Genomic DNA, 17,497 nt, shown 5'->3' on the forward strand with positions numbered 1-17,497 from the left:
AGTGTCACCACCAAACACACCCGAAGTGTCACCGATGTCCTGATACAGAACTGTCACCAATGTCCTGCGACATGACACGCGGAATCGGCGCTCGAACGGCGTGTTCTCGTTGAGAGCACGTGTTCTCGAGGAGGAAGCGCAGGTCCCCGGGCGCGACGCGGCGGACCGCCTCAGGCGCCCGCGGGCGGATCGAGGAGCAGCGAGATGCGGTCGGAGAGGTACGCGGCGAGCGGCATGAGCGCGCCGGCGGGCGTCCAGCGGATCAGCGGCGACGGGCCGTCGAGGACGAGGGGGCCGTCCGCGGGGAGGCCGAGGTCGAGCGGGCGCCAGCCGAGATGCACCGTCTCGCCCTCGGCGAAGCCGCCACGCAGGGCCATGGCGCGCAGCTCGGCGCGGCGCCGCGCGGACTCCGCCGTGTAGCCCCGCCGGCCCGGGTCGCCGGCGCGCAGCACCTCGCCCTCCTCGTGCACCGCGTCGTCGCCGATCAGCAGCACGCCGACGCGCCACGCGGATCCCGCCCGCACGATCCGCGGACCGGATCCGAGGAGGGCGCGGATCCGTCCCGGCTCGGCGATCTCGCCGAGCGCCTCGCGCGGGACGGACGAGAGACGACGCCGCGCCTCCTCGAACAGGTGCGCGGCGTCGTCCGTCATGACCTCAGGCTAATCACGCCTTGCGCATGTACGCCCGCACGGTCAGCGGCGCGAAGACCGCCACCAGCACGACGGCGCCCAGCAGGGTCCACCACACGTCGACGCCCCACACGCCCTCGTTCGCGAGCTCGCGCAGCGCGGTGATGAGGTGCGAGACCGGGTTCCACTCGGCCACGACGCGCAGCCAGTCCGGCAGCGTCTGGGTGGGCACGAACGCGTTCGAGAGGAACGTCAGAGGCATCATGATGAGCATCGCGATGCCCTGCACCGTGCCGGCCGTGCGCGCCGTCACGCCGAGCAGCGCCCAGCACCAGCTCACGGCCCACGCGGTGACGATCACGAGCAGCGCGCCGGCGAGGACACCCCAGCCGCCGCCCGGTCGCCAGCCGATCAGCATGCCGACCAGGATCGTCAGCCCCGTGATGAGCGCGTACCGGATCGTGTCGGTCAGCAGCGCGCCCGCGAGCGGCGCGATGCGCGCCATCGGCAGGGAGCGGAACCGGTCGAAGACCCCGGTGTCCATGTCCTCGCGCAGCTGGGTTCCGGTGACGACGGAAGCCTGCACGACGCCCTGCACGATGATGGCGGGGATCAGCGCGGGCAGGTAGTCGGTGACGCTGCCGGCGATCGCGCCGCCGAACAGGTACGCGAACATGAACGTGAATAGGAACGGCAGGATCAGCACGTCGGTCCACTGCTCGGGAGTGCGGCGGAGCCGGATCAGCGCCCGGTACGCCATGGTCATGGTCTGCGAGAGCGTCTCCCGCAGCCCCACACGCCGCGCCAGGTGCTCGGGGAACACCGCCGGCTTGGTCTCGATGATGGCGGCGCTCATGCGGCCACCTCCTCGTCCTCGGCCGCATGGCCCGTGATGGTCAGGAACACCTCGTCGAGCGTCGGCTTCTGCACGCTCACCTCGGCGAGGTGGATGCCCTGCCCGCGCAGGCGCACGAGCAGGTCGGTGATCCGGTCGGGATCCGCCATGGGCGCGGTGAGGCGCGCGGCTTCCGGCGTCGCTGTGGCGGCCACGCCGAGCACGGCCTCGATCGCGGCGAGCGCCGCCGGGGCCTGCGTGGGATCGCCGAGCCGCAGCTGCAGCGCGGCCGTGCCGACGGACGCCTTGAGGTCGTCGGCCGTGCCCTCCGCGACCACGCGGCCGCGGTCGATCACCGCGATCCGGGCGGCGAGCTGATCCGCCTCGTCCAGGTACTGGGTCGTGAGCAGCACGGTGGATCCGCCGCTCACGAGGCCGCGGATGACGTCCCACATCTGCCCGCGGGTGCGGGGGTCGAGGCCGGTGGTCGGCTCGTCGAGGAAGATGAGCGGCGGCTGCGAGATGAGGCTCGACGCGAGGTCGAGGCGGCGGCGCATTCCGCCGGAGTACTTGCCGACGGGCCGCGTGGCGGCCTCGGCCAGGCCGAACGCCTCGAGCAGCTCGAGGCCCTTGGCCTTGGCGGCGCGGTGGCCGAGCCCGAGCAGGCGGCCGAACACGATCATGTTCTCGATGCCGCTGACCTTCTCGTCGACGGACGCGTACTGCCCCGTGACGCCGATCAGCTGGCGCACGACGTGGGGCTCGCGCACCACGTCGTGGCCGAAGACGCGCGCGCTGCCGCCGTCGGGCCGCAGGAGCGTCGCGAGCATCGAGATGGTGGTGGTCTTGCCGGCGCCGTTGGGGCCGAGCACGCCGTAGACGGTGCCCGCGGGCACCCGCAGGTCGACGCCGTCGACCGCGCGGTTCGACCCGAAGGTCTTGACGAGTCCCGTGGCCTCGATGGCCAGGGAGGGGATGTGTGAAGGCATGGGAATGCCCTCCTTCCAGAGTGAAGGCTTTCGATGGGGGATGGATCGGGTCGCGAGGGCGCGACGAGGCACCGCCCTCAGCGGGCGGGTGGCATCACGTCCCCGACGTCGGGGTCAGCCGCTGTCGGGAGCGGCGCGCTCGGCGATCTCGGCGAGGAGCGCCTCGCGATCGATGCCGGCGTAGGCGAGGGCCCGGGGGACCGTGCCGATCTCGAGCTCGAAGACGCCTCCGAGCAGGTCGAACGCGTTCATCCGGTGCCAGCCGCGGCGCGCGCGAGCGGTGAACTTCTGCGCGCGGTCGAACGCGTTGCGGGCGCTCGCGCCGAAGCGCGGGCGGCCGATGCGCGTGGCGGCGAGCGTGGCCGGATCGCGCGGGGCGACCCCGACGACGCCGAGCGAGCGCTCGCGCTCGGTGCGCAGCGCCGCGAGCAGGGCCCCGTGATCGAGGCCGTGCTGCACCAGGAACTGCCCGGCCGGGCTGTGCGCGTCGGCCGCGAGGGCGAGCAGGATGTGCTCGGCCTCCACGCTCACGAGCCCCTGCCGCTGCGCCTCGACGACGGCGGCCATGCCGACGAGCCGCATGTTGGTCGCCGAGTCCGGGAACGGGAACTGGTCAGCCACGGCGCCTCCTCAGGTCGATGCCGGCCTGCTCGACGCGACGCAGGTGCTTCTTGTGGACGGCCTGGCGGCTCACGCCGAGCGCCTCGGCGATCTGCGCCCACCCCCACCCGTCGCGCAGCGCGCGCTCGACCGCGGCGTCCTCGAGCTGGTCGGCCAGCTCCCGGAGGGCGACGACGGCCGCGAGGTCGTCGGCGACTCCCCCGATGGGCGACTGGGCTTCCGGTGACATGCAAGCAACTGTAGTTGCTAAGCAGGGGTTTAGCAACCGCGGTTGCTAAACCCCTGTGGCGCGGGCCTCGGCTCAGCTGATCCGGCGTCGGTACACGAAGATCGCGAAGCCGTACGCGACGACCAGGATGCCGACCATCCAGGCGAGCGCGATCCAGATCTCGCCGCCGACCGGCTGCTGCGCGAACAGCGCCCGGATCGTGTCCACGATCGACGTGACCGGCTGATTCTCGGCGAACCACGCGACGGGGCCGGGCATCGACTCCGTGGGCGCGAACGCCGAGCTCAGGAACGGCAGGAAGATCAGCGGATAGCTGAACGCGCTCGCGCCGTCGACGGTCTTCGCCGAGAGGCCGGCGATCACGGCGATCCAGGTCAGCGCGAGCGTGAACAAGATCAGGATGCCCGCGACCGCGAGCCACGCGAGCACCGAGGCGCCCGAGCGGAACCCCATCAGCAGGGCGACCGCGATCACGAGCGCGACCGACACCAGATTCGCCACGAGCGAGGTCAGCACGTGCGCCCACAGCACGCTCGAGCGGGCGATCGGCATCGACTGGAACCGCTCGAAGATGCCGCCCTGCAGGTCGAGGAACAGCCGGTACGCCGTGTAGGCGATGCCGGAGGCGACCGTGATGAGCAGGATGCCCGGCAGCATGAACTCCAGGTACGGCTGGCCGGATCCGGTGTCGATCGCGCCGCCGAACACGTACACGAACAGCAGCATCAGCGCGATCGGCGTGACCGCGGTGGTGATGATCGTGTCGGGACTGCGCAGGATGTGGCGGAGCGAGCGTCCGGTGAGGACGCCGGTGTCCGCGAGGACGTGACCGCTCATCGTGATGCCTTTCGTGTCGTGGTCGCCTCGGCGGCCGGTTCGGTCTCGGGCTCGTCCGTCTCGCCGATCAGCGCCAGACGTTCCACTGCTTCCTGGCCGACGACGGCCAGGAAGACGTCCTCGAGCGAGGGCTCCTTCGGGACGAGAACCGGCTCGCCGCCCGCGGGCAGCAGGGCCTTCAGCTCGGCGAGCGTGCCGTTCTGGATGATCGTGCCGCGGTGCAGGATCGCGATCCGGTCGGCCAGCTGCTCGGCCTCGTCGAGGTACTGCGTCGTGAGCAGCACGGTCGTGCCGGAGCCCGCGAGCTTCTTGACGGTCTGCCAGACCTCGATGCGGGCCTGGGGGTCGAGGCCCGTCGTCGGCTCGTCGAGGAACACGATCGACGGCGCGCCGATCAGGCTCATCGCGATGTCGAGCCGACGGCGCATGCCGCCCGAGTAGGTGCCGGCCCGGCGCGAGCCCGCATCGGCGAGCGAGAACCGGGCGAGCAGCTCGTCCGCGATCGCGGTCGGGTCCTTCTGGTGCCGGAGCCGGGCGACCAGGATCAGGTTCTCGCGGCCGGTCAGGATCTCGTCGACCGCGGCGAACTGCCCGGTCAGGCTGATCGCGGCGCGGACCCGCTGCGGCTCGGCGGCGACGTCGATCCCGTCGACCGTCGCGGTGCCCGCGTCGGCCCTCAGCAGCGTAGAGAGGATGCGCACGAGCGTCGTCTTGCCGGCGCCGTTCGAGCCGAGCAGCGCGAAGATCGTGCCGGGCTCGACGTCGAGGTCGACGCCGCGGAGGACCGCGACGTCCTTGAACGCCTTCTCGACGCCGCGCACGCGGATGGCCGGTGCTCGTGAGGTGGTGGTGGTCATGGTGTCTCCTGGATCGGAGCGGATGATTTTCGGGCGCGACGGACGGCGCCCCGTTCGGGCGTCGTCGTCGCTCCGGGCCGCGGGCCCGGACGGAAGGTCGGCTGGAGCTCAGGTGGTGGCGTACCGGATGACGATGTCCCCGTAGCCGCTGTGGGCGCGCAGTTCGAGCTTCGGATCCTCCGCGCCGGGCGCCCCCGAGGCGGCGAGGCTGGATCGGACCGTGCCGTGCTTGGACAGCGCGTCGAGCCAGACGGCGGTGCCGGCGGGGACGCCCGCCGTGATGGCGCCGTACGAGCTGTGCAGCTCGGCGCGCTCGCCCGCGATCTCGGCGACATGCAGCGAGCCGTACGCCGTGCGGGCGACGAGGTCGGCGTGCGCGGATCCGATCTCGATGGATCCGGATGCCGTGTGGAGGTCGGACACGCCGCCCAGCGTGCCGACGGCGATGTCGCCGGAGGCGTTCTTGACGCGGGCGTCCCCGTCGATCCGGTCGACGCGCAGGCTGCCGGAGGAGATCCGGACGTCCGCGGTGCCGCGCACCCTGCCGACCCGGACCCCCGCATCGGTCTTCAGGTACAGGTCGCCGACGTCGGAGAACTGGATCCCGGTGGCGCTGCCCGAGAAGCGGACGTCGCCGAGCCGGCCGTCGGCGATGAAGGAGCCGTGCACCTTCGCGGTCACGGGCGTTCTCACGGGCACCTCGATCGTGACGTCGATCGAGCCGTTGGCCCCGATCGCGGCCCAGCGCGCGGCGCTGACGACGCTCACGCCCGAGCCGGCGCGATCGACCTGGGTGCGCGCGGCCATCTCGCGGTCGCCGCGCCGGTCGGGATTCGACGGCGCGACCTGCACGTCGATGTCGTCGCGCTCGACGGCGCGGACGAGGACCGAGCCCCACGCGATGTCGAGCGTGAGGGCGGCCGTGGTGGTGTCGGTGTTCATCGCACCCATCCCGTGATCTGGGGGGAGCGCACCGCGCGGGCCGTCCCCTTGGCTTCGAGGGCGGATCCGACCGCGCGGACCAGCCAGGTGTTGAGCGAGACCCCGTCGGCGTTCGCGGCCTGCTCGGCGCGCGCCTTCAGCGAGTCGGGGATCCGGATCGTCGTCCGGCTCGTGGCGCCCTCCTCGTCGACCGTGGGAGCCGCGGCGGCGGGCGTGGTGTCATCCGTGGTGTCGGATGCCGGGCGGGCGACCACGAACTCGACGTCCCGTCCGCGCAGACGCGCGTCGACGGACCCCGAGCCGAGCTGCAGGGTGATCTCACCCGCGGCCTCGGAAAGGGCCTGCAGGAGTGCGAGACGCGTCGCGGCCTCCAGCGCCGCGGCAAGCCGCTCGGCGGTCTCCCGCGTGGCGTCGTCACCGGCGGAGGCGGCGATCGCGAGCTGGCGCTGCAGCTCGACGATGTGCGGTTCGAGGTTCATGACACCATGATGACACCAGGTGGTGTCATGAGTCAATGCCGTGGGGTCAGCTCCTCTCCGACGTCGCCGCGCTGGGCGCGGGCGCTACTTCCAGACGTCGGCGGCGATGTCCACGACCTCGCGGATCTTCGCCCACTGCTCGTCCTCGCTCAGGACGTTGCCCTCCTCCGTGGAGGCGAAGCCGCACTGCGGGCTCAGCGCGAGCTGGTCGAGCGGCGCGAACGTCGCGGCCTCGTCGATGCGGCGCTTGACGGCGTCGACGCCCTCGAGCGCGCCCCGCTTCGTCGTGATGAGGCCGAGCACGACGGTCTGCGCGCCCTTCGGCAGGAAGCGCAGCGGCTCGAAGCCTCCCGAGCGGTCGTCGTCGAACTCGAGGAAGAAGCCGTCGTAGCCGACCGAGAACAGCTGCTCGGCGATCGGCTCGTAGCCGCCCGACGAGATCCAGGTGGAGCGGAAGTTGCCGCGGCAGATGTGCGTCGTCACGACGAGGTCGTCGGGCTTGCCGTCCAGCACCCGGTTCAGGATCGACGCGTACCGCTCGCCGAGGCCGTCGATCTCGATGCCGCGCTCGGTGCGCGCGCGCTCGAGCTCGACGTCGCTGCAGAGGTAGGCCCACGCGGTGTCGTCGAACTGCAGGTAGCGGCCGCCGGCCTCGTAGAAGGCCCGCACCGCAGCGCGGTACGCCTCGACCAGGTCGTCGACGTACTCGTCGCGGCTCGCGTAGCCACCCCCGAGGTTCTGTGGCTCGACGCGGAAGTCCAGCACCGTGGGCGACGGGATGGTCGCCTTCGCCTGCACACCCGCGGCCTCGGCCAGCGGCAGCAGGGACCGGAAGTGCTCGACGTGCGGGTGCGCGCCGAACCCGATCGTGCCGTTCACCTGGACGGCCTTCTGGCGCGTCTGCACGCCCTGGAACGGCAGGCCGTGATCCGTGTCGACGATCGAGACGCCCTCGAGCCCGTCGAAGAAGTCGAAGTGCCACCAGGATCGGCGGAACTCGCCGTCGGTCGCGAGAGCGAGGCCGTTGCCTGCCTGCCTGCGCACCAGATCGGCGATCTGCGCGTCCTCCACCTCGCGCAGCGCGTCCGCGTCGATGCGGCCCTCCGCGAAGTCGGCGCGCGCGGCCTTGAGGACCTCCGGGCGCAGGAAGGAGCCGACGATGTCGGCGCGGTACGGCGGGTTCACGGTCACGCGGGTCAGCCTACGCCGCGACGTGTCCGGCGCCTCGGCCCGGTGTCACGCCGCGCAACAGGCGCTATGCCTGGGATGCGCCCCCGGGCGGGAGCGCGCGCAGCGGCGGCGCCGGACGCATGCGCGACCGGGTGCCGTGGATCTCGCCGTGCAGTCTCTCCATCCGGGCGTCGAGCTCCGCGGCGGTGGTCGCGGCCTCGCGCAGGCTGTCGGTCAGCCGCGACGGCACGTGCTTGTCGTACTTGTAGTAGATCTTGTGCTCCAGGCTCGCCCAGAAGTCCATCGCGATCGTGCGGAACTGGACCTCGACCGGGATCCGCATCATCCCGCTCGAGAGGAAGACGGGAACCTCGACGATCGCGTGGAGGCTCTTGTAGCCGTTGGCCTTGGGCCGGGCGATGTAGTCCTTCACCTCGCGCACGGTGATGTCGTCCTGGCTCACGAGGAGATCGAACAGGCGGTACACGTCGCTCACGAAGCTGCACGTCACGCGGACGCCGGCGATGTCGGTGATCTCGCGCCGGATGGCGTCGAGATCCGGATCGATCCCCTTGCGCACGACCTTCTCCGCGATGGAGTCCGGCGTCTTGAGCCGGCAGGAGAGGTGTTCGACCGGGTTGTAGGCGTGCGCGTGCTCGAAGTCGTCGCGCAGGATCGACATCTTCGTCTCGATCTCGCGCATGCCGAAGCGGTATTCGGAGAGGAAGCGGGTCATCTCGTCGCGCAGGCCCCGGACGCGTTCGAGGAAGCCTTCGTCGATCGGCGCATCGGTCATGCGGCCGATGCTATTGCGGGCGGTTACGGACCAGCTGAGATCATCGGCGACCCGGAGAGTCCACGCCCGCGGATCCGGTCGAAAGCGCCCGCCGGAGTTCGGCACGCCTGATTATTTTGCGCACGAAGAGTCCGCCGTTATCCTCCGGCTATGGGCATCCTTCATTACGGCACTGACGCGACACCGATCCACATCGCGGATCGCGCACTCGCGCACCTCAAGGTGGTGGTCGTGGCGAAGCTGCGTCGCCAGGAGAGCTTCACGGTCTCATGGCAGCACCCCGAGGAGGACGGCGAGGGGCGCAGCACCATCTGGATGCATCCGTCCATCCCGGTGCGCTTCGAGTTCGACGAGCCGGTGGCTCCCGAGCTGAACCGCTCGTGGATCGAGGAGCTGGCCCACTCCGCCAACGCGCTCGGCGGCATCTCCCTCGTCGCGGAGCACGTCGGGTCCGAGGCGGACAACACGTCCGACACCGACGGCGGTCGCGCCCAATCCGTGGCCTGAGGCCCGCAGACATGAAGAAGTCCCCCTCGCAGGAGGGGGACTTTCTTCATGTCTGAGGCAGTCGGCGACGTCAGTCCTCGTCGACCTGCTGCGTCGGGTCCGGCGGCTCCGGCATCACGGTCAGGCCGTTAGGACCGCTGGCGGCCTTCATGAGCTCGTCCAGCCATGCGCGGTTGATGCGCGGCGCGCGCCCGCCGGAGAAGTGGAACTGGATGGGGATGGACGGGCTCAGCCAGAAGCTGCGCCGACCGATGCCATCGCCCAGCTTGGTGTCGTACATGAACGGCTCGCCACGACGGAGCTTGTTCATCACGACGATGCGCAGATGCGCGAGCGTGCGGTCGTCGATGTCGACGGAGTCGGCCGCCGCGCCGTAGATGAATCGCCCCACGATGGCGACGATACCCGAGTCGCGCCATCGTGGGGCACGCCTGCTCGCTCAGATGGAGCAGGCCGTGATCATCCGGCGGAAGGAATCCCGATATCCCCACATACCGTCCTCTCCCCGGATCCATCCGCGTCCGCGTGTCTCACGCGTCCGGGGACGTCTCCTGGCGACCGTGCACCTCGCCGCGCCAGCCACCGGTCTCCGCGCCGCGCTCCTCGATGAACTTCTTGAAGCGCTCGAGGTCCATCTTCGCCTGGGCCTCGTCGATGTTGAGCTTCGCGCCGATGCTCTCGAGCAGGCCATCCGGCTCCCAGTCCATGCGGAGCTTCACGTGCGTCTCGTCGCCGTGCGGCTCGAAGTCGACGCGGCCGGCATGGAACGTGCCGTCCGTGCTCTGCCAGGCGATGTGCTCGTCGGGCACCTGGTCCACGATGTCGGCGTAGAAGTCCTCCTCCTTGCCGGCGATGCTGACCGTCCAGTGCGTGCGCACGTCGTCGATCTGCTGCACCGACTTCACGGCACCCAGATACTGCGGGAACGACTCGAACTGCGTCCACTGGTTGTACACGGTGTCGACGGGCGCGTCGACGTCGATCTCGGCGGTCAGTGTGGTGGTGGTCATGTCGTGCCATCCTCCATCTGGGTGGTGACTCATCTGGCTATGGCCTCGACGTTAGGCGGGCCTCAGGAGGGCATGAATGGGGTTGACTCATCGCGCGCCGGAGGTTAGACCGTCTGCACCAGGTCCGCGCTGCCCGTCAAGCGCTCGCGATCCGCGATCGGGTCGTTCTACGGTCGAGGACATGCCGGAGACGCACAGCACCGAGTCGAAGCCCGCGATCGAGGAGACCTCCGGAATGCGCCTGGCCTTCTGGTCCTGGGCGATCATCGTCGGAGGCGGGCTCGCGGTGATGATCACGCTGCCGCTGATGGGACGGTGAGATGAGGCGCGCATTCAGGGACAACGGCCTGACCCTCCTGTTCCTCGGGCTGTTCGTCGTGACGGTCGTGCTCCAGGCTCTCGCCGGGCACGCGTACAACAACGAGGAGCTCGCGAGCCACGGCCGGGCGCCGATCGCCCTCGCCGAGTTCCTGACGTCGTCCGAGTTCCTCGTCGATCTCGCCGAGAACTGGCAGTCGGAGTTCCTCCAGTTCTTCGTGTTCATCCTGGCCACGGTCTGGCTGGTGCAGCGCGGATCGCCCGAGTCCAAGAAGCCCGGCGACGAGGGCGTCGGATCCGATCGGGATCAGATGATCGCCGAGTTCTCGCGCGAGGACTCCCCCGCCTGGGCGCGTGTGCGCGGCCTCCGGCTCTGGCTGTACGCGAACTCGCTGCTGATCGCGATGGGGCTGGTGTTCCTGCTGTCGTGGCTCGCGCAGTCGCTCGCGGGCCTCGTGGTGGCGAACGACGAGGCGGCCCAGCACGGCGAGCTGCCGATGACGTGGGGCGCCTACGTCACCGGCCCGGAGTTCTGGAACCGGACGCTGCAGAACTGGCAGTCGGAGTTCCTCGCCGTCGGATGCATGGTGGCGTTCTCGATCTACCTGCGCCAGCGCGGCTCGGCCGAGTCCAAGCCCGTCGGCACTCCCAACGGCACGTCGGCCCTCGAGTCGGAGTGAGGGCATGGGAGGGGGCCGGTGCGACGCGTGCACCGGCCCCCGGCGGGAGGCCGCTCAGGCCCCGACGAGCTCCTTGAGGCGCGTCGACAGCTCCTCGCTCGTGTGGACCTCCTGGTCCTTGTTGTCCTGCAGCAGCTTCAGCACATCGGTGGCGCCCATGGCCGTCACCGGGATGATGAGGCCCTCGTACGCCGCCATCTCGTAGTGCTCGTTGCCGAGCGCGCATGACAGGGTGATCTGGTCGCGCAGCGCCTTCTCGCTGCGCTGGATCAGCGACTCGGCCTGCTTGCTGATGCCCTTCGTGCTCGGCGACGGCGCGGTCGACTCGGGCACCTCGAGCAGCCGGAAGACCTTCTGCAGGTTCGCGATCTGCTCCCGGGTCTCGTCGGCGTGGTGGCGGAACAGCTTCTTGATGTCGGCCGTCACGGCGGCTTCGGCGAGCTCGCCCAGCGCGGCCAGCGAGTCCTCCTCCATCGTCATCGCCGTGCGCAGCTGGAAGCGCAGCAGGTCTTCGGGGGTCTCGAGGTGGTTCTGGCTCATGGGTGCTCCTTGCGTGAGACATGTCCGACGATCCGTCGGCGGACTCGACGCTAGGCGGGCGCGGCTCGGCACAGGAGGGGATTGCGCGGCGCCGGAGGCCCGGCTAATGCCGGACGGCGACCGGGGCCGCCTCCTCCAGAAGCGCTTCTGTCAAGTGCCTTATGCGCCCCCGTGCGCGGACCTATCGTCCCCGCACGGGGGAGACACAGCACAAGGAGGGGTCCCATGAGAGGGTTCCGGATGATGGCGGTTGCGGCGGTCGCGGGAGGCGCGATCGTCCTCGGCGGATGCGCGGTGGGGACGGGCGGCGCGGACGACGCCGACGCGCAGTACGACTCGGGCGCCGAGCTCGAGGGCGAGCTCAGCGTGATGGGATTCGCCGGCGTCGACGAGGTGGCGACCACGCGCATGGACCTGGCCGAGGCCGAGCTCGGCGACGGCGTGGAGGTCAAGGTGGCCGAGGGCGAGCTCGACCTGCAGCAGTTCCTGTCGGCGGCCGCGACGGGCGATCCGCCGGACCTGGTCTACGCCAATCGCGATCAGATCGGTTCGCTCGCCGCGCGCGGCGCGATCCTGCCGCTGGAGCGCTGCATCGAGGGCGAGGGCATCGACACCGGCATGTTCGTCGAGTCGGCGCTCGCGCAGGTCACGCTCGAGGGCCAGGTCTACGGCATCCCCGAGTTCAACGTCGTGCAGGTGACCATGGCGAACGCCGACCTTCTCGACGCCGCCGGGCTCTCGCTCGCCGACGTCGACGGATCCGACTGGGAGGCCATGAGCGCCGCCAACGAGGCGCTCACGAAATCGGATGGCGGCAAGCTCAGCGTGATCGGGGTGGACAGCAAGCTGCCGGAGTTCTTCCCGATGTGGGCGAAGGCGAACGGCGTCGACCTGATCAGCGAGGACGGCAGGACCGCCCAGCTCGACGACCCGAAGGCGGTCGAGGCCCTGGAGTGGGCCGTGGGCATCTACGACGCGCAGGGCGGCTTCGGCGACGTGAAGGCGTACCGCGACTCGGCGGACTTCTTCGGCGAGGGCAACCAGTTCGCGACCGGAGTGCTGGGCGCGATGCCGATGGAGCAGTGGTACATCAACGTGCTGAACGACGTCTCGCCGGATGCGCCCGTGACGTTCGACACGGTCAAGGACCGCCAGGGCGATCCGATCGCGTACGCGTCGGGGCAGGCGTGGGCGATCCCCGCCGGGGCCGCGAATCCCGAGGCCGCGTGCCGGTGGGCCCGGGTGATGACCGCCGTCGACACCTGGGAGGCCGCCGCGCAGGCGCGGCTGGACCTGCGCGACGAGGAGGGAAAGCCGTTCACCGGCCTGCTGACCGGCAACGCCGAGGCCGACGACCTCATCGAGGGCATGGTCACGTCGGGCGGCGAGCCCTGGGACACCGCGGTCGCCGCCACGTACGAGGCCAACGACCACACGTTCGCCCTGCCGGCGAGCCCGGCCGACGCCGAGTTCGAGACCGCGATGCAGGATGCCGTGAACGCCGTGCTCTCGGGCGAGGCCGAGCCGGCCGACGCGCTCGCGCAGGCGCAGCAGACCGCGCAGAAGGCGCTCGACGACGCGTGGGCGAAGATGGCCGAGAACTCCGGAGACGGGGAGTGACCGCGATCGCCACGGCCGCGGCGGCGGGGACCGCCTCCCCGCCGCGGCGGCGTCGCGGGCGGCTGCGGGAGAACCGCGCCGCGCTGTTCTTCCTCGCCCCGTGGCTGATCGGCTTCGCGGTCTTCACGGCATGGCCGCTGATCTACAGCGGCTACCTCTCGCTGACCGACTACGACGTCATCAACGACCCGTCGTTCGTGGGGTTCGACAACTACGCCGAGCTGTTCGCCGATCCGAAGGTCGCGCTCGCGCTGGCGAACACGCTGTTCTTCACGGCCGTGCAGGTGCCGCTGTACGTGATCGTGTCGCTCGCGCTGGCCCTCCTGCTCGCCCGGGCCGGGCGTGCATCCGGGTTCTTCCGCACGGTGTTCTTCCTGCCGAAGATGACCCCGCCGGTCGCGGTCGGGATCCTGTTCCTGCTGCTGTTCAACGGGCAGAGCGGACTCATCAACGCCGGCCTCGGCTGGATCGGCATCGACGGTCCGTCGTGGACGACCGACCCCGCGTGGGTGAAGCCGGGGCTGGTGATCATGAGCCTGTGGACCGTCGGATCGTCCGTGCTGATCCTGCTCGCGGCCCTCCGGGGCGTGCCCGAGGAGCTGTACGAGTCCGCCCGCCTGGACGGCGCGGGGTCGTGGCGGCAGTTCGTCAGCGTGACGCTGCCGATGATCAGCCCGGCCGTGTTCTTCATCGTGGTCGTCAACACCATCGCGGGCCTGCAGACCTTCGACGAGGCGTACACGGCCTTCTTCGGCGCGGGCAACACGACATACGGCAACGACGCGGCGCTGTTCTACGTGATCTACCTGTTCCAGCAGGCGTTCCAGTTCCTCAACATGGGGTACGCCTCGGCCATGGCGTGGCTGCTGTTCCTCGTGATCATGATCGTCACGGCGATCCAGGCGATCGTGTCCCGGCGCCTCGTGCACTACGAGGGCGGGGGCGGGCGATGAGCGCGCTGACCGAGCGCCTGACCGGCGCCGCGGCTCCCCCGACGACGGACGCGGTCGCGCGCGACGCCGCGCCGCTGCCGTCGCGGAGCCGGCGCTCCCGCGTCGCGAGGATCGTCACGATCGCCGCGCTCATCCTGGTCGCGGTGATCTTCGTCTACCCGTTCCTGTGGCTCGTGAGCGCCTCGTTCAAGCCGCGCGGCGAGGTGTTCGACAATCGGCTGATCCCGCAGACGTTCACGCTCGACAACTACCTGCAGGTCTGGCAGGAGGCGCCCCTCGGGCTGTGGCTGCTGAACACCGTGATCGTCACGGCGCTCGCGGCGGGGGCCGTGACGCTCTCGAGCGCGATGGTGGCGTGGGCCTTCGCGTTCTACCGCTTCCGCGGCCGCGGCGCGCTGTTCGCCCTGGTGCTCGGATCCATGATGCTGCCGGGCGCGGTCACCATGATCCCGACGTTCCTGATCTGGAACTCGCTCGGGATGGTCAACACCCTGACGCCGATGTGGGCGCACAACCTGTTCGGCAGCGCCTTCTACATCTTCCTGCTGCGGCAGTTCATGCTGTCCCTGCCTCGGGACCTGTTCGACGCCGCGCGGGTCGACGGCGCGAACCCGTGGCAGGTGTTCTGGCGCATCGCGCTGCCGCTGTCACGGCCGGCGCTCGCCGTGACCGTGGTGTTCGAGGTGCAGGCGGTCTGGACGGACCTGATGCGCGCGCTGATCTACCTGCGCGACTCCGCCAACTTCACGGTGCCGCGCGGCCTGAAGGCGCTCGTGGACAACTTCGGCTTCGGCGGCGAGTGGCACTGGGAGATCCTGATCACGGCCAGCGTGATCACGACGATCCCGATGATCGTGCTGTTCTTCCTCGCGCAGCGTCACATCATCGAGGGCGTCGTCGCCGGCGGGCTCAAGGGCTGAGGACGCGCCGCGCGATCAGTCGACCTGTTCGGACTGCGTCCGGATGAAGTCACGATCGTCCTCGCTCAGCGACGCCTCGGCGGAGACGTCGGCACCCGTGATCTCGGCGATCTCGGCGCGCACCTCCTCGGTCAGCTCGCCGCTGTCGCGCAGCGCGTGCTTCGCGTCGATGGACAGGCGCGGGTACCACTCGTGGATGTCGGGCAGGTCGGCGTTCATGATGCCGAACCTAGGCCGGGCGGCCCGCCGCGCTCAACGGGTTGACACGCGGGCGGGGTCACCCCCGCAGCACGTCGGAGACGCGCTCCAGGGCACCGGGCACGAGCGCGTAGTACGCCCAGGTGCCGCGCTTGCTGCGCGAGAGGAATCCGGCCCCGGCCAGGATCTTCAGGTGGTGCGAGATCGTGGGCTGTGCGAGCCCGATCGGCTCGGTGAGGTCGCACACGCACGCCTCCTGCCCATCGGAGGCCGCGACGATCGACAGCAGCCGCAGCCGGGTGGGGTCCGCGAGCGCCTTCATGAGGCGGGCGAGGTCGTCGGCCTCCGCCGCGCCGAGCGGTTCGCGCACGAGAGGCGCGCAGCACGCGGCGGGCTGGATGACGTCGAGAGTCGCGGACATGCATCGAAGATAGTCGATATTGACGGACTTCGATAGATGGAGGCAGACTGTCCATCGACATCCATCGATGGACTTCGATACCAGGAGAAGCCATGGCGCTGATCGACCTCATGCCCGCCCCCCTCACGACCGCGCGCGACGCGCGTCTCACCGCGCTGCCTGTCGCGATCATCGGTGCGGGCCCGATCGGCCTGGCCGCCGCCGCGCACCTCGCCGAGCGCGATATCCCCTTCGTGGTCTACGAGCGCGGCGCCGAGCCCGCCGCGGCGATCCGCGAGTGGGGGCACACCCGGCTGTTCTCGCCGTGGGAGCACCTCGTCGACGACGCCGCCTCGCGGCTCCTGGCCGAGGTCGGATGGGAGGCTCCGCGGTCAGGGCGGGCCCCAGACGGACGAGAGCTCGTGGCCGAGTACCTCGAGCCGCTGGCGGCGCATGATGCGATCGCACCGGCGATCCGTGCGGGTGTCGAAGTGCTCGCCGCGACCCGCGAAGGCATGGACCGCACCCGCACGAGCGGGCGCTCGCGGACGCCCTTCGCCCTGCGGCTGCGGCTCGCCGACGGCACGGTGACGGAGGAGACCGCGCGCGCGGTGATCGACGCGTCGGGCACATGGGGCCAGGCGAATCCGCTGGGATCGGCCGGCCTCGCGCCGCTAGGCTGGGAGGCCATCGCCGATCGCAGCACGGGCGCGCTGCCCGACGTGCTCGGCGCCGACCGCGACCGCTTCGCGGGGCGGCACACCACGGTCGTCGGCGCCGGTCATTCGGCCGCGAACACCCTCATCGCCCTCGCCTCGCTCGCGCGCGACGAACCGGGCACGCGCGTGACGTGGATGATCCGCAGCGCGGCCGCGAACCGCATCTCGACCGAGGGCGACGAGCTCGAGGGACGCGGCGCACTCGGCACGCGCGTGCGCCGCCTCGTCGCGGACGGGCGGATCGCGGTCGTCGACCGGTTCGAGATCCTGCGCGCCGAGCGCACCGAGGGCGGTGTGCGCCTCCACGGACGGCGCGGCACCGACACCGCGGCGCACGAGACCGACGTCGTCGTCGCGGCGACCGGCTTTCGTCCCGACCTGGGCATGCTGCGCGAGCTGCGACTCGAGCTCGACGACGTCGTCGAGGCCCCGCGGCGCCTCGCTCCGCTCATCGATCCGAACGTGCATTCGTGCGGCACGGTGTCGCCCCACGGCTACCGGGAGCTGGCGCATCCCGAGGCGGGCTTCTTCATCGTGGGGATGAAGAGCTACGGCCGCGCCCCGACGTTCCTCCTCAAGACGGGCTACGAGCAGGTGCGGTCGGTCGTCGCGTGGCTCGCGGGCGACACCGCGGCCGCCGGCCGCGTCGAGCTGATCCTCCCGACGACGGGCGTGTGCTCGACCGATGCGGGCGGCTGCTGCTGAGCCTCACAATGGTCACGTGATCGACATCCGCCCCCTGACCTCCGGCGATTGGGCCGATGTCGAGCGCATCCACCGGGAGGGCATCGCCACGGGCGATGCGACGTTCGAGACGGACCCTCCCACCTGGTCCGCGTTCGACGCCGGCCGACTGATGCAGGCACGTCTGGTCGCGGTCGACGACGGGGGCAGGGTGCTCGGCTGGGCCGCCGCCTCGCGGGTCTCGGCGCGTGAGGCGTACCGCGGTGTGATCGAGCACTCGATCTACGTGGCCGAGGCCGCCCGCGGGCACGGCGTGGGCCGCGTCCTGCTCGCCGCATTCGTCGAGGCCGCGGACGCCGCGGGCTTCTGGACCATCCAGTCGTCGATCTTCCCCGAGAACCTCGCGAGCCTGCGTCTGCACGAACAGGCGGGGTTTCGCGTGGTGGGCCGCCGCGAGCGGATCGCCCGCGGCCGGCGCGGACCGCATGCGGGCGAGTGGCGCGACACGATCCTGGTGGAGCGCCGCCGACCGGACGACCCGCCGCTGCCCCGGTCATAGAC

Annotated in this window: 24 protein-coding genes; 8 read left to right on the forward strand and 16 right to left on the reverse strand. The window is 70.7% G+C overall.

Annotated elements, in window-relative coordinates; translation table 11 throughout:
• Positions 1-170 precede the first annotated feature (170 nt).
• From AAD528_RS12740 to AAD528_RS12790, 11 genes are all read right to left on the reverse strand, one after another.
• Positions 171-653: a glutaminase gene (locus AAD528_RS12740; RefSeq protein ID WP_345752462.1), complete on the reverse strand. Its 483-nt coding sequence runs from the start codon at positions 651-653 to the stop codon at positions 171-173.
• A gap of 13 nt (positions 654-666) precedes the next feature.
• Positions 667-1,488: an ABC transporter permease gene (locus AAD528_RS12745; protein ID WP_345752463.1), complete on the reverse strand. Its 822-nt coding sequence runs from the start codon at positions 1,486-1,488 to the stop codon at positions 667-669.
• Positions 1,485-2,456 carry an ATP-binding cassette domain-containing protein gene (locus AAD528_RS12750; RefSeq protein ID WP_345752464.1) on the reverse strand — a complete coding sequence of 324 codons (972 nt, stop codon included), beginning with the start codon at positions 2,454-2,456 and terminating at the stop codon, positions 1,485-1,487. The genes AAD528_RS12745 and AAD528_RS12750 overlap by 4 nt, the downstream gene beginning before the upstream one ends.
• A gap of 114 nt (positions 2,457-2,570) precedes the next feature.
• On the reverse strand, positions 2,571-3,077 hold the full coding sequence (locus AAD528_RS12755; protein ID WP_345752465.1) for a Clp protease N-terminal domain-containing protein: 507 nt from the start codon (positions 3,075-3,077) through the stop codon (positions 2,571-2,573).
• Complete coding sequence (locus AAD528_RS12760) at positions 3,070-3,306, reverse strand: helix-turn-helix domain-containing protein (protein ID WP_345752466.1); 237 nt, start codon at positions 3,304-3,306, stop codon at positions 3,070-3,072. Before AAD528_RS12760 ends, AAD528_RS12755 begins: the two co-directional genes overlap by 8 nt.
• A 72-nt stretch (positions 3,307-3,378) precedes the next feature.
• Positions 3,379-4,143 (reverse strand): ABC transporter permease, encoded by a 765-nt coding sequence (locus tag AAD528_RS12765; protein ID WP_345752467.1) that lies wholly within the window; start codon positions 4,141-4,143, stop codon positions 3,379-3,381.
• Positions 4,140-5,000, reverse strand: coding sequence for an ABC transporter ATP-binding protein (locus AAD528_RS12770; protein ID WP_345752468.1), 861 nt, complete (start codon positions 4,998-5,000; stop codon positions 4,140-4,142). The genes AAD528_RS12765 and AAD528_RS12770 overlap by 4 nt, the downstream gene beginning before the upstream one ends.
• Positions 5,001-5,108: 108 nt before the next feature.
• The gene (locus AAD528_RS12775) at positions 5,109-5,942 is read right to left on the reverse strand and encodes a DUF4097 family beta strand repeat-containing protein (RefSeq protein ID WP_345752469.1); all 834 of its coding nucleotides are present in this window, start codon (positions 5,940-5,942) and stop codon (positions 5,109-5,111) included.
• Positions 5,939-6,421, reverse strand: a complete 483-nt coding sequence (locus AAD528_RS12780) for a YlcI/YnfO family protein (protein WP_345752470.1) — start codon at positions 6,419-6,421, stop codon at positions 5,939-5,941. The genes AAD528_RS12775 and AAD528_RS12780 overlap by 4 nt, the downstream gene beginning before the upstream one ends.
• An 84-nt stretch (positions 6,422-6,505) precedes the next feature.
• The gene (locus AAD528_RS12785) at positions 6,506-7,612 is read right to left on the reverse strand and encodes a 5-methyltetrahydropteroyltriglutamate--homocysteine S-methyltransferase (protein ID WP_345752471.1); all 1,107 of its coding nucleotides are present in this window, start codon (positions 7,610-7,612) and stop codon (positions 6,506-6,508) included.
• Between the two features lie 64 nt (positions 7,613-7,676).
• Entirely contained in the window at positions 7,677-8,387 is a 711-nt protein-coding gene (locus tag AAD528_RS12790) for a GTP pyrophosphokinase (RefSeq protein WP_345752472.1), read from the reverse strand.
• A 150-nt stretch (positions 8,388-8,537) separates the two neighbouring features.
• Here AAD528_RS12790 and AAD528_RS12795 point away from each other — a divergent pair, with 150 nt between their 5' ends.
• On the forward strand, positions 8,538-8,894 hold the full coding sequence (locus tag AAD528_RS12795; RefSeq protein ID WP_345752473.1) for a DUF7882 family protein: 357 nt from the start codon (positions 8,538-8,540) through the stop codon (positions 8,892-8,894).
• Positions 8,895-8,964: 70 nt separating this feature from the next.
• Here AAD528_RS12795 and AAD528_RS12800 read toward each other — a convergent pair whose 3' ends face one another.
• Positions 8,965-9,285, reverse strand: a complete 321-nt coding sequence (locus AAD528_RS12800) for a DUF7882 family protein (RefSeq protein WP_345752474.1) — start codon at positions 9,283-9,285, stop codon at positions 8,965-8,967.
• A gap of 139 nt (positions 9,286-9,424) precedes the next feature.
• The gene (locus AAD528_RS12805; RefSeq protein ID WP_345752475.1) at positions 9,425-9,904 is read right to left on the reverse strand and encodes an SRPBCC family protein; all 480 of its coding nucleotides are present in this window, start codon (positions 9,902-9,904) and stop codon (positions 9,425-9,427) included.
• A 181-nt stretch (positions 9,905-10,085) separates the two neighbouring features.
• Between AAD528_RS12805 and AAD528_RS12810 the strand changes: the two genes are divergently transcribed.
• Both AAD528_RS12810 and AAD528_RS12815 read left to right on the forward strand, forming a co-directional pair.
• Positions 10,086-10,223, forward strand: a complete 138-nt coding sequence (locus AAD528_RS12810) for a hypothetical protein (RefSeq protein WP_345752476.1) — start codon at positions 10,086-10,088, stop codon at positions 10,221-10,223.
• 1 nt (position 10,224) lies between these two features.
• On the forward strand, positions 10,225-10,902 hold the full coding sequence (locus tag AAD528_RS12815) for a DUF6766 family protein (protein WP_345752477.1): 678 nt from the start codon (positions 10,225-10,227) through the stop codon (positions 10,900-10,902).
• 54 nt (positions 10,903-10,956) lie between these two features.
• On the opposite strand, the gene AAD528_RS12820 is transcribed toward AAD528_RS12815, so the two are convergent.
• A complete protein-coding gene (locus tag AAD528_RS12820) occupies positions 10,957-11,442 on the reverse strand; it encodes a YciE/YciF ferroxidase family protein (protein ID WP_345752478.1) in 486 nt (161 codons plus the stop codon).
• Positions 11,443-11,667: 225 nt separating this feature from the next.
• Here AAD528_RS12820 and AAD528_RS12825 point away from each other — a divergent pair, with 225 nt between their 5' ends.
• The 3 genes from AAD528_RS12825 to AAD528_RS12835 are packed head-to-tail and all read left to right on the forward strand — an operon-like array spanning position 11,668 to position 14,935.
• Positions 11,668-13,062 carry an ABC transporter substrate-binding protein gene (locus AAD528_RS12825; RefSeq protein ID WP_345752479.1) on the forward strand — a complete coding sequence of 465 codons (1,395 nt, stop codon included), beginning with the start codon at positions 11,668-11,670 and terminating at the stop codon, positions 13,060-13,062.
• Positions 13,059-14,015: a carbohydrate ABC transporter permease gene (locus AAD528_RS12830; protein WP_345752480.1), complete on the forward strand. Its 957-nt coding sequence runs from the start codon at positions 13,059-13,061 to the stop codon at positions 14,013-14,015. The genes AAD528_RS12825 and AAD528_RS12830 overlap by 4 nt, the downstream gene beginning before the upstream one ends.
• The gene (locus AAD528_RS12835) at positions 14,012-14,935 is read left to right on the forward strand and encodes a carbohydrate ABC transporter permease (protein WP_345752481.1); all 924 of its coding nucleotides are present in this window, start codon (positions 14,012-14,014) and stop codon (positions 14,933-14,935) included. Before AAD528_RS12830 ends, AAD528_RS12835 begins: the two co-directional genes overlap by 4 nt.
• A 15-nt stretch (positions 14,936-14,950) precedes the next feature.
• On the opposite strand, the gene AAD528_RS12840 is transcribed toward AAD528_RS12835, so the two are convergent.
• Positions 14,951-15,154, reverse strand: a complete 204-nt coding sequence (locus AAD528_RS12840; protein ID WP_345752482.1) for a hypothetical protein — start codon at positions 15,152-15,154, stop codon at positions 14,951-14,953.
• Positions 15,155-15,212: 58 nt separating this feature from the next.
• The gene (locus AAD528_RS12845; protein WP_345752483.1) at positions 15,213-15,554 is read right to left on the reverse strand and encodes an ArsR/SmtB family transcription factor; all 342 of its coding nucleotides are present in this window, start codon (positions 15,552-15,554) and stop codon (positions 15,213-15,215) included.
• Between the two features lie 92 nt (positions 15,555-15,646).
• On the opposite strand from AAD528_RS12845, the gene AAD528_RS12850 reads away from it, so the two are divergent.
• Positions 15,647-16,957, forward strand: coding sequence for an NAD(P)-binding domain-containing protein (locus tag AAD528_RS12850; RefSeq protein WP_345752484.1), 1,311 nt, complete (start codon positions 15,647-15,649; stop codon positions 16,955-16,957).
• Complete coding sequence (locus tag AAD528_RS12855; protein ID WP_345752485.1) at positions 16,938-17,495, forward strand: GNAT family N-acetyltransferase; 558 nt, start codon at positions 16,938-16,940, stop codon at positions 17,493-17,495. The genes AAD528_RS12850 and AAD528_RS12855 overlap by 20 nt, the downstream gene beginning before the upstream one ends.
• Positions 17,496-17,497 lie beyond the last annotated feature (2 nt).

Source organism: Microbacterium rhizophilum (genome assembly GCF_039605615.1).
GTDB lineage: Bacteria > Actinomycetota > Actinomycetes > Actinomycetales > Microbacteriaceae > Microbacterium > Microbacterium rhizophilus.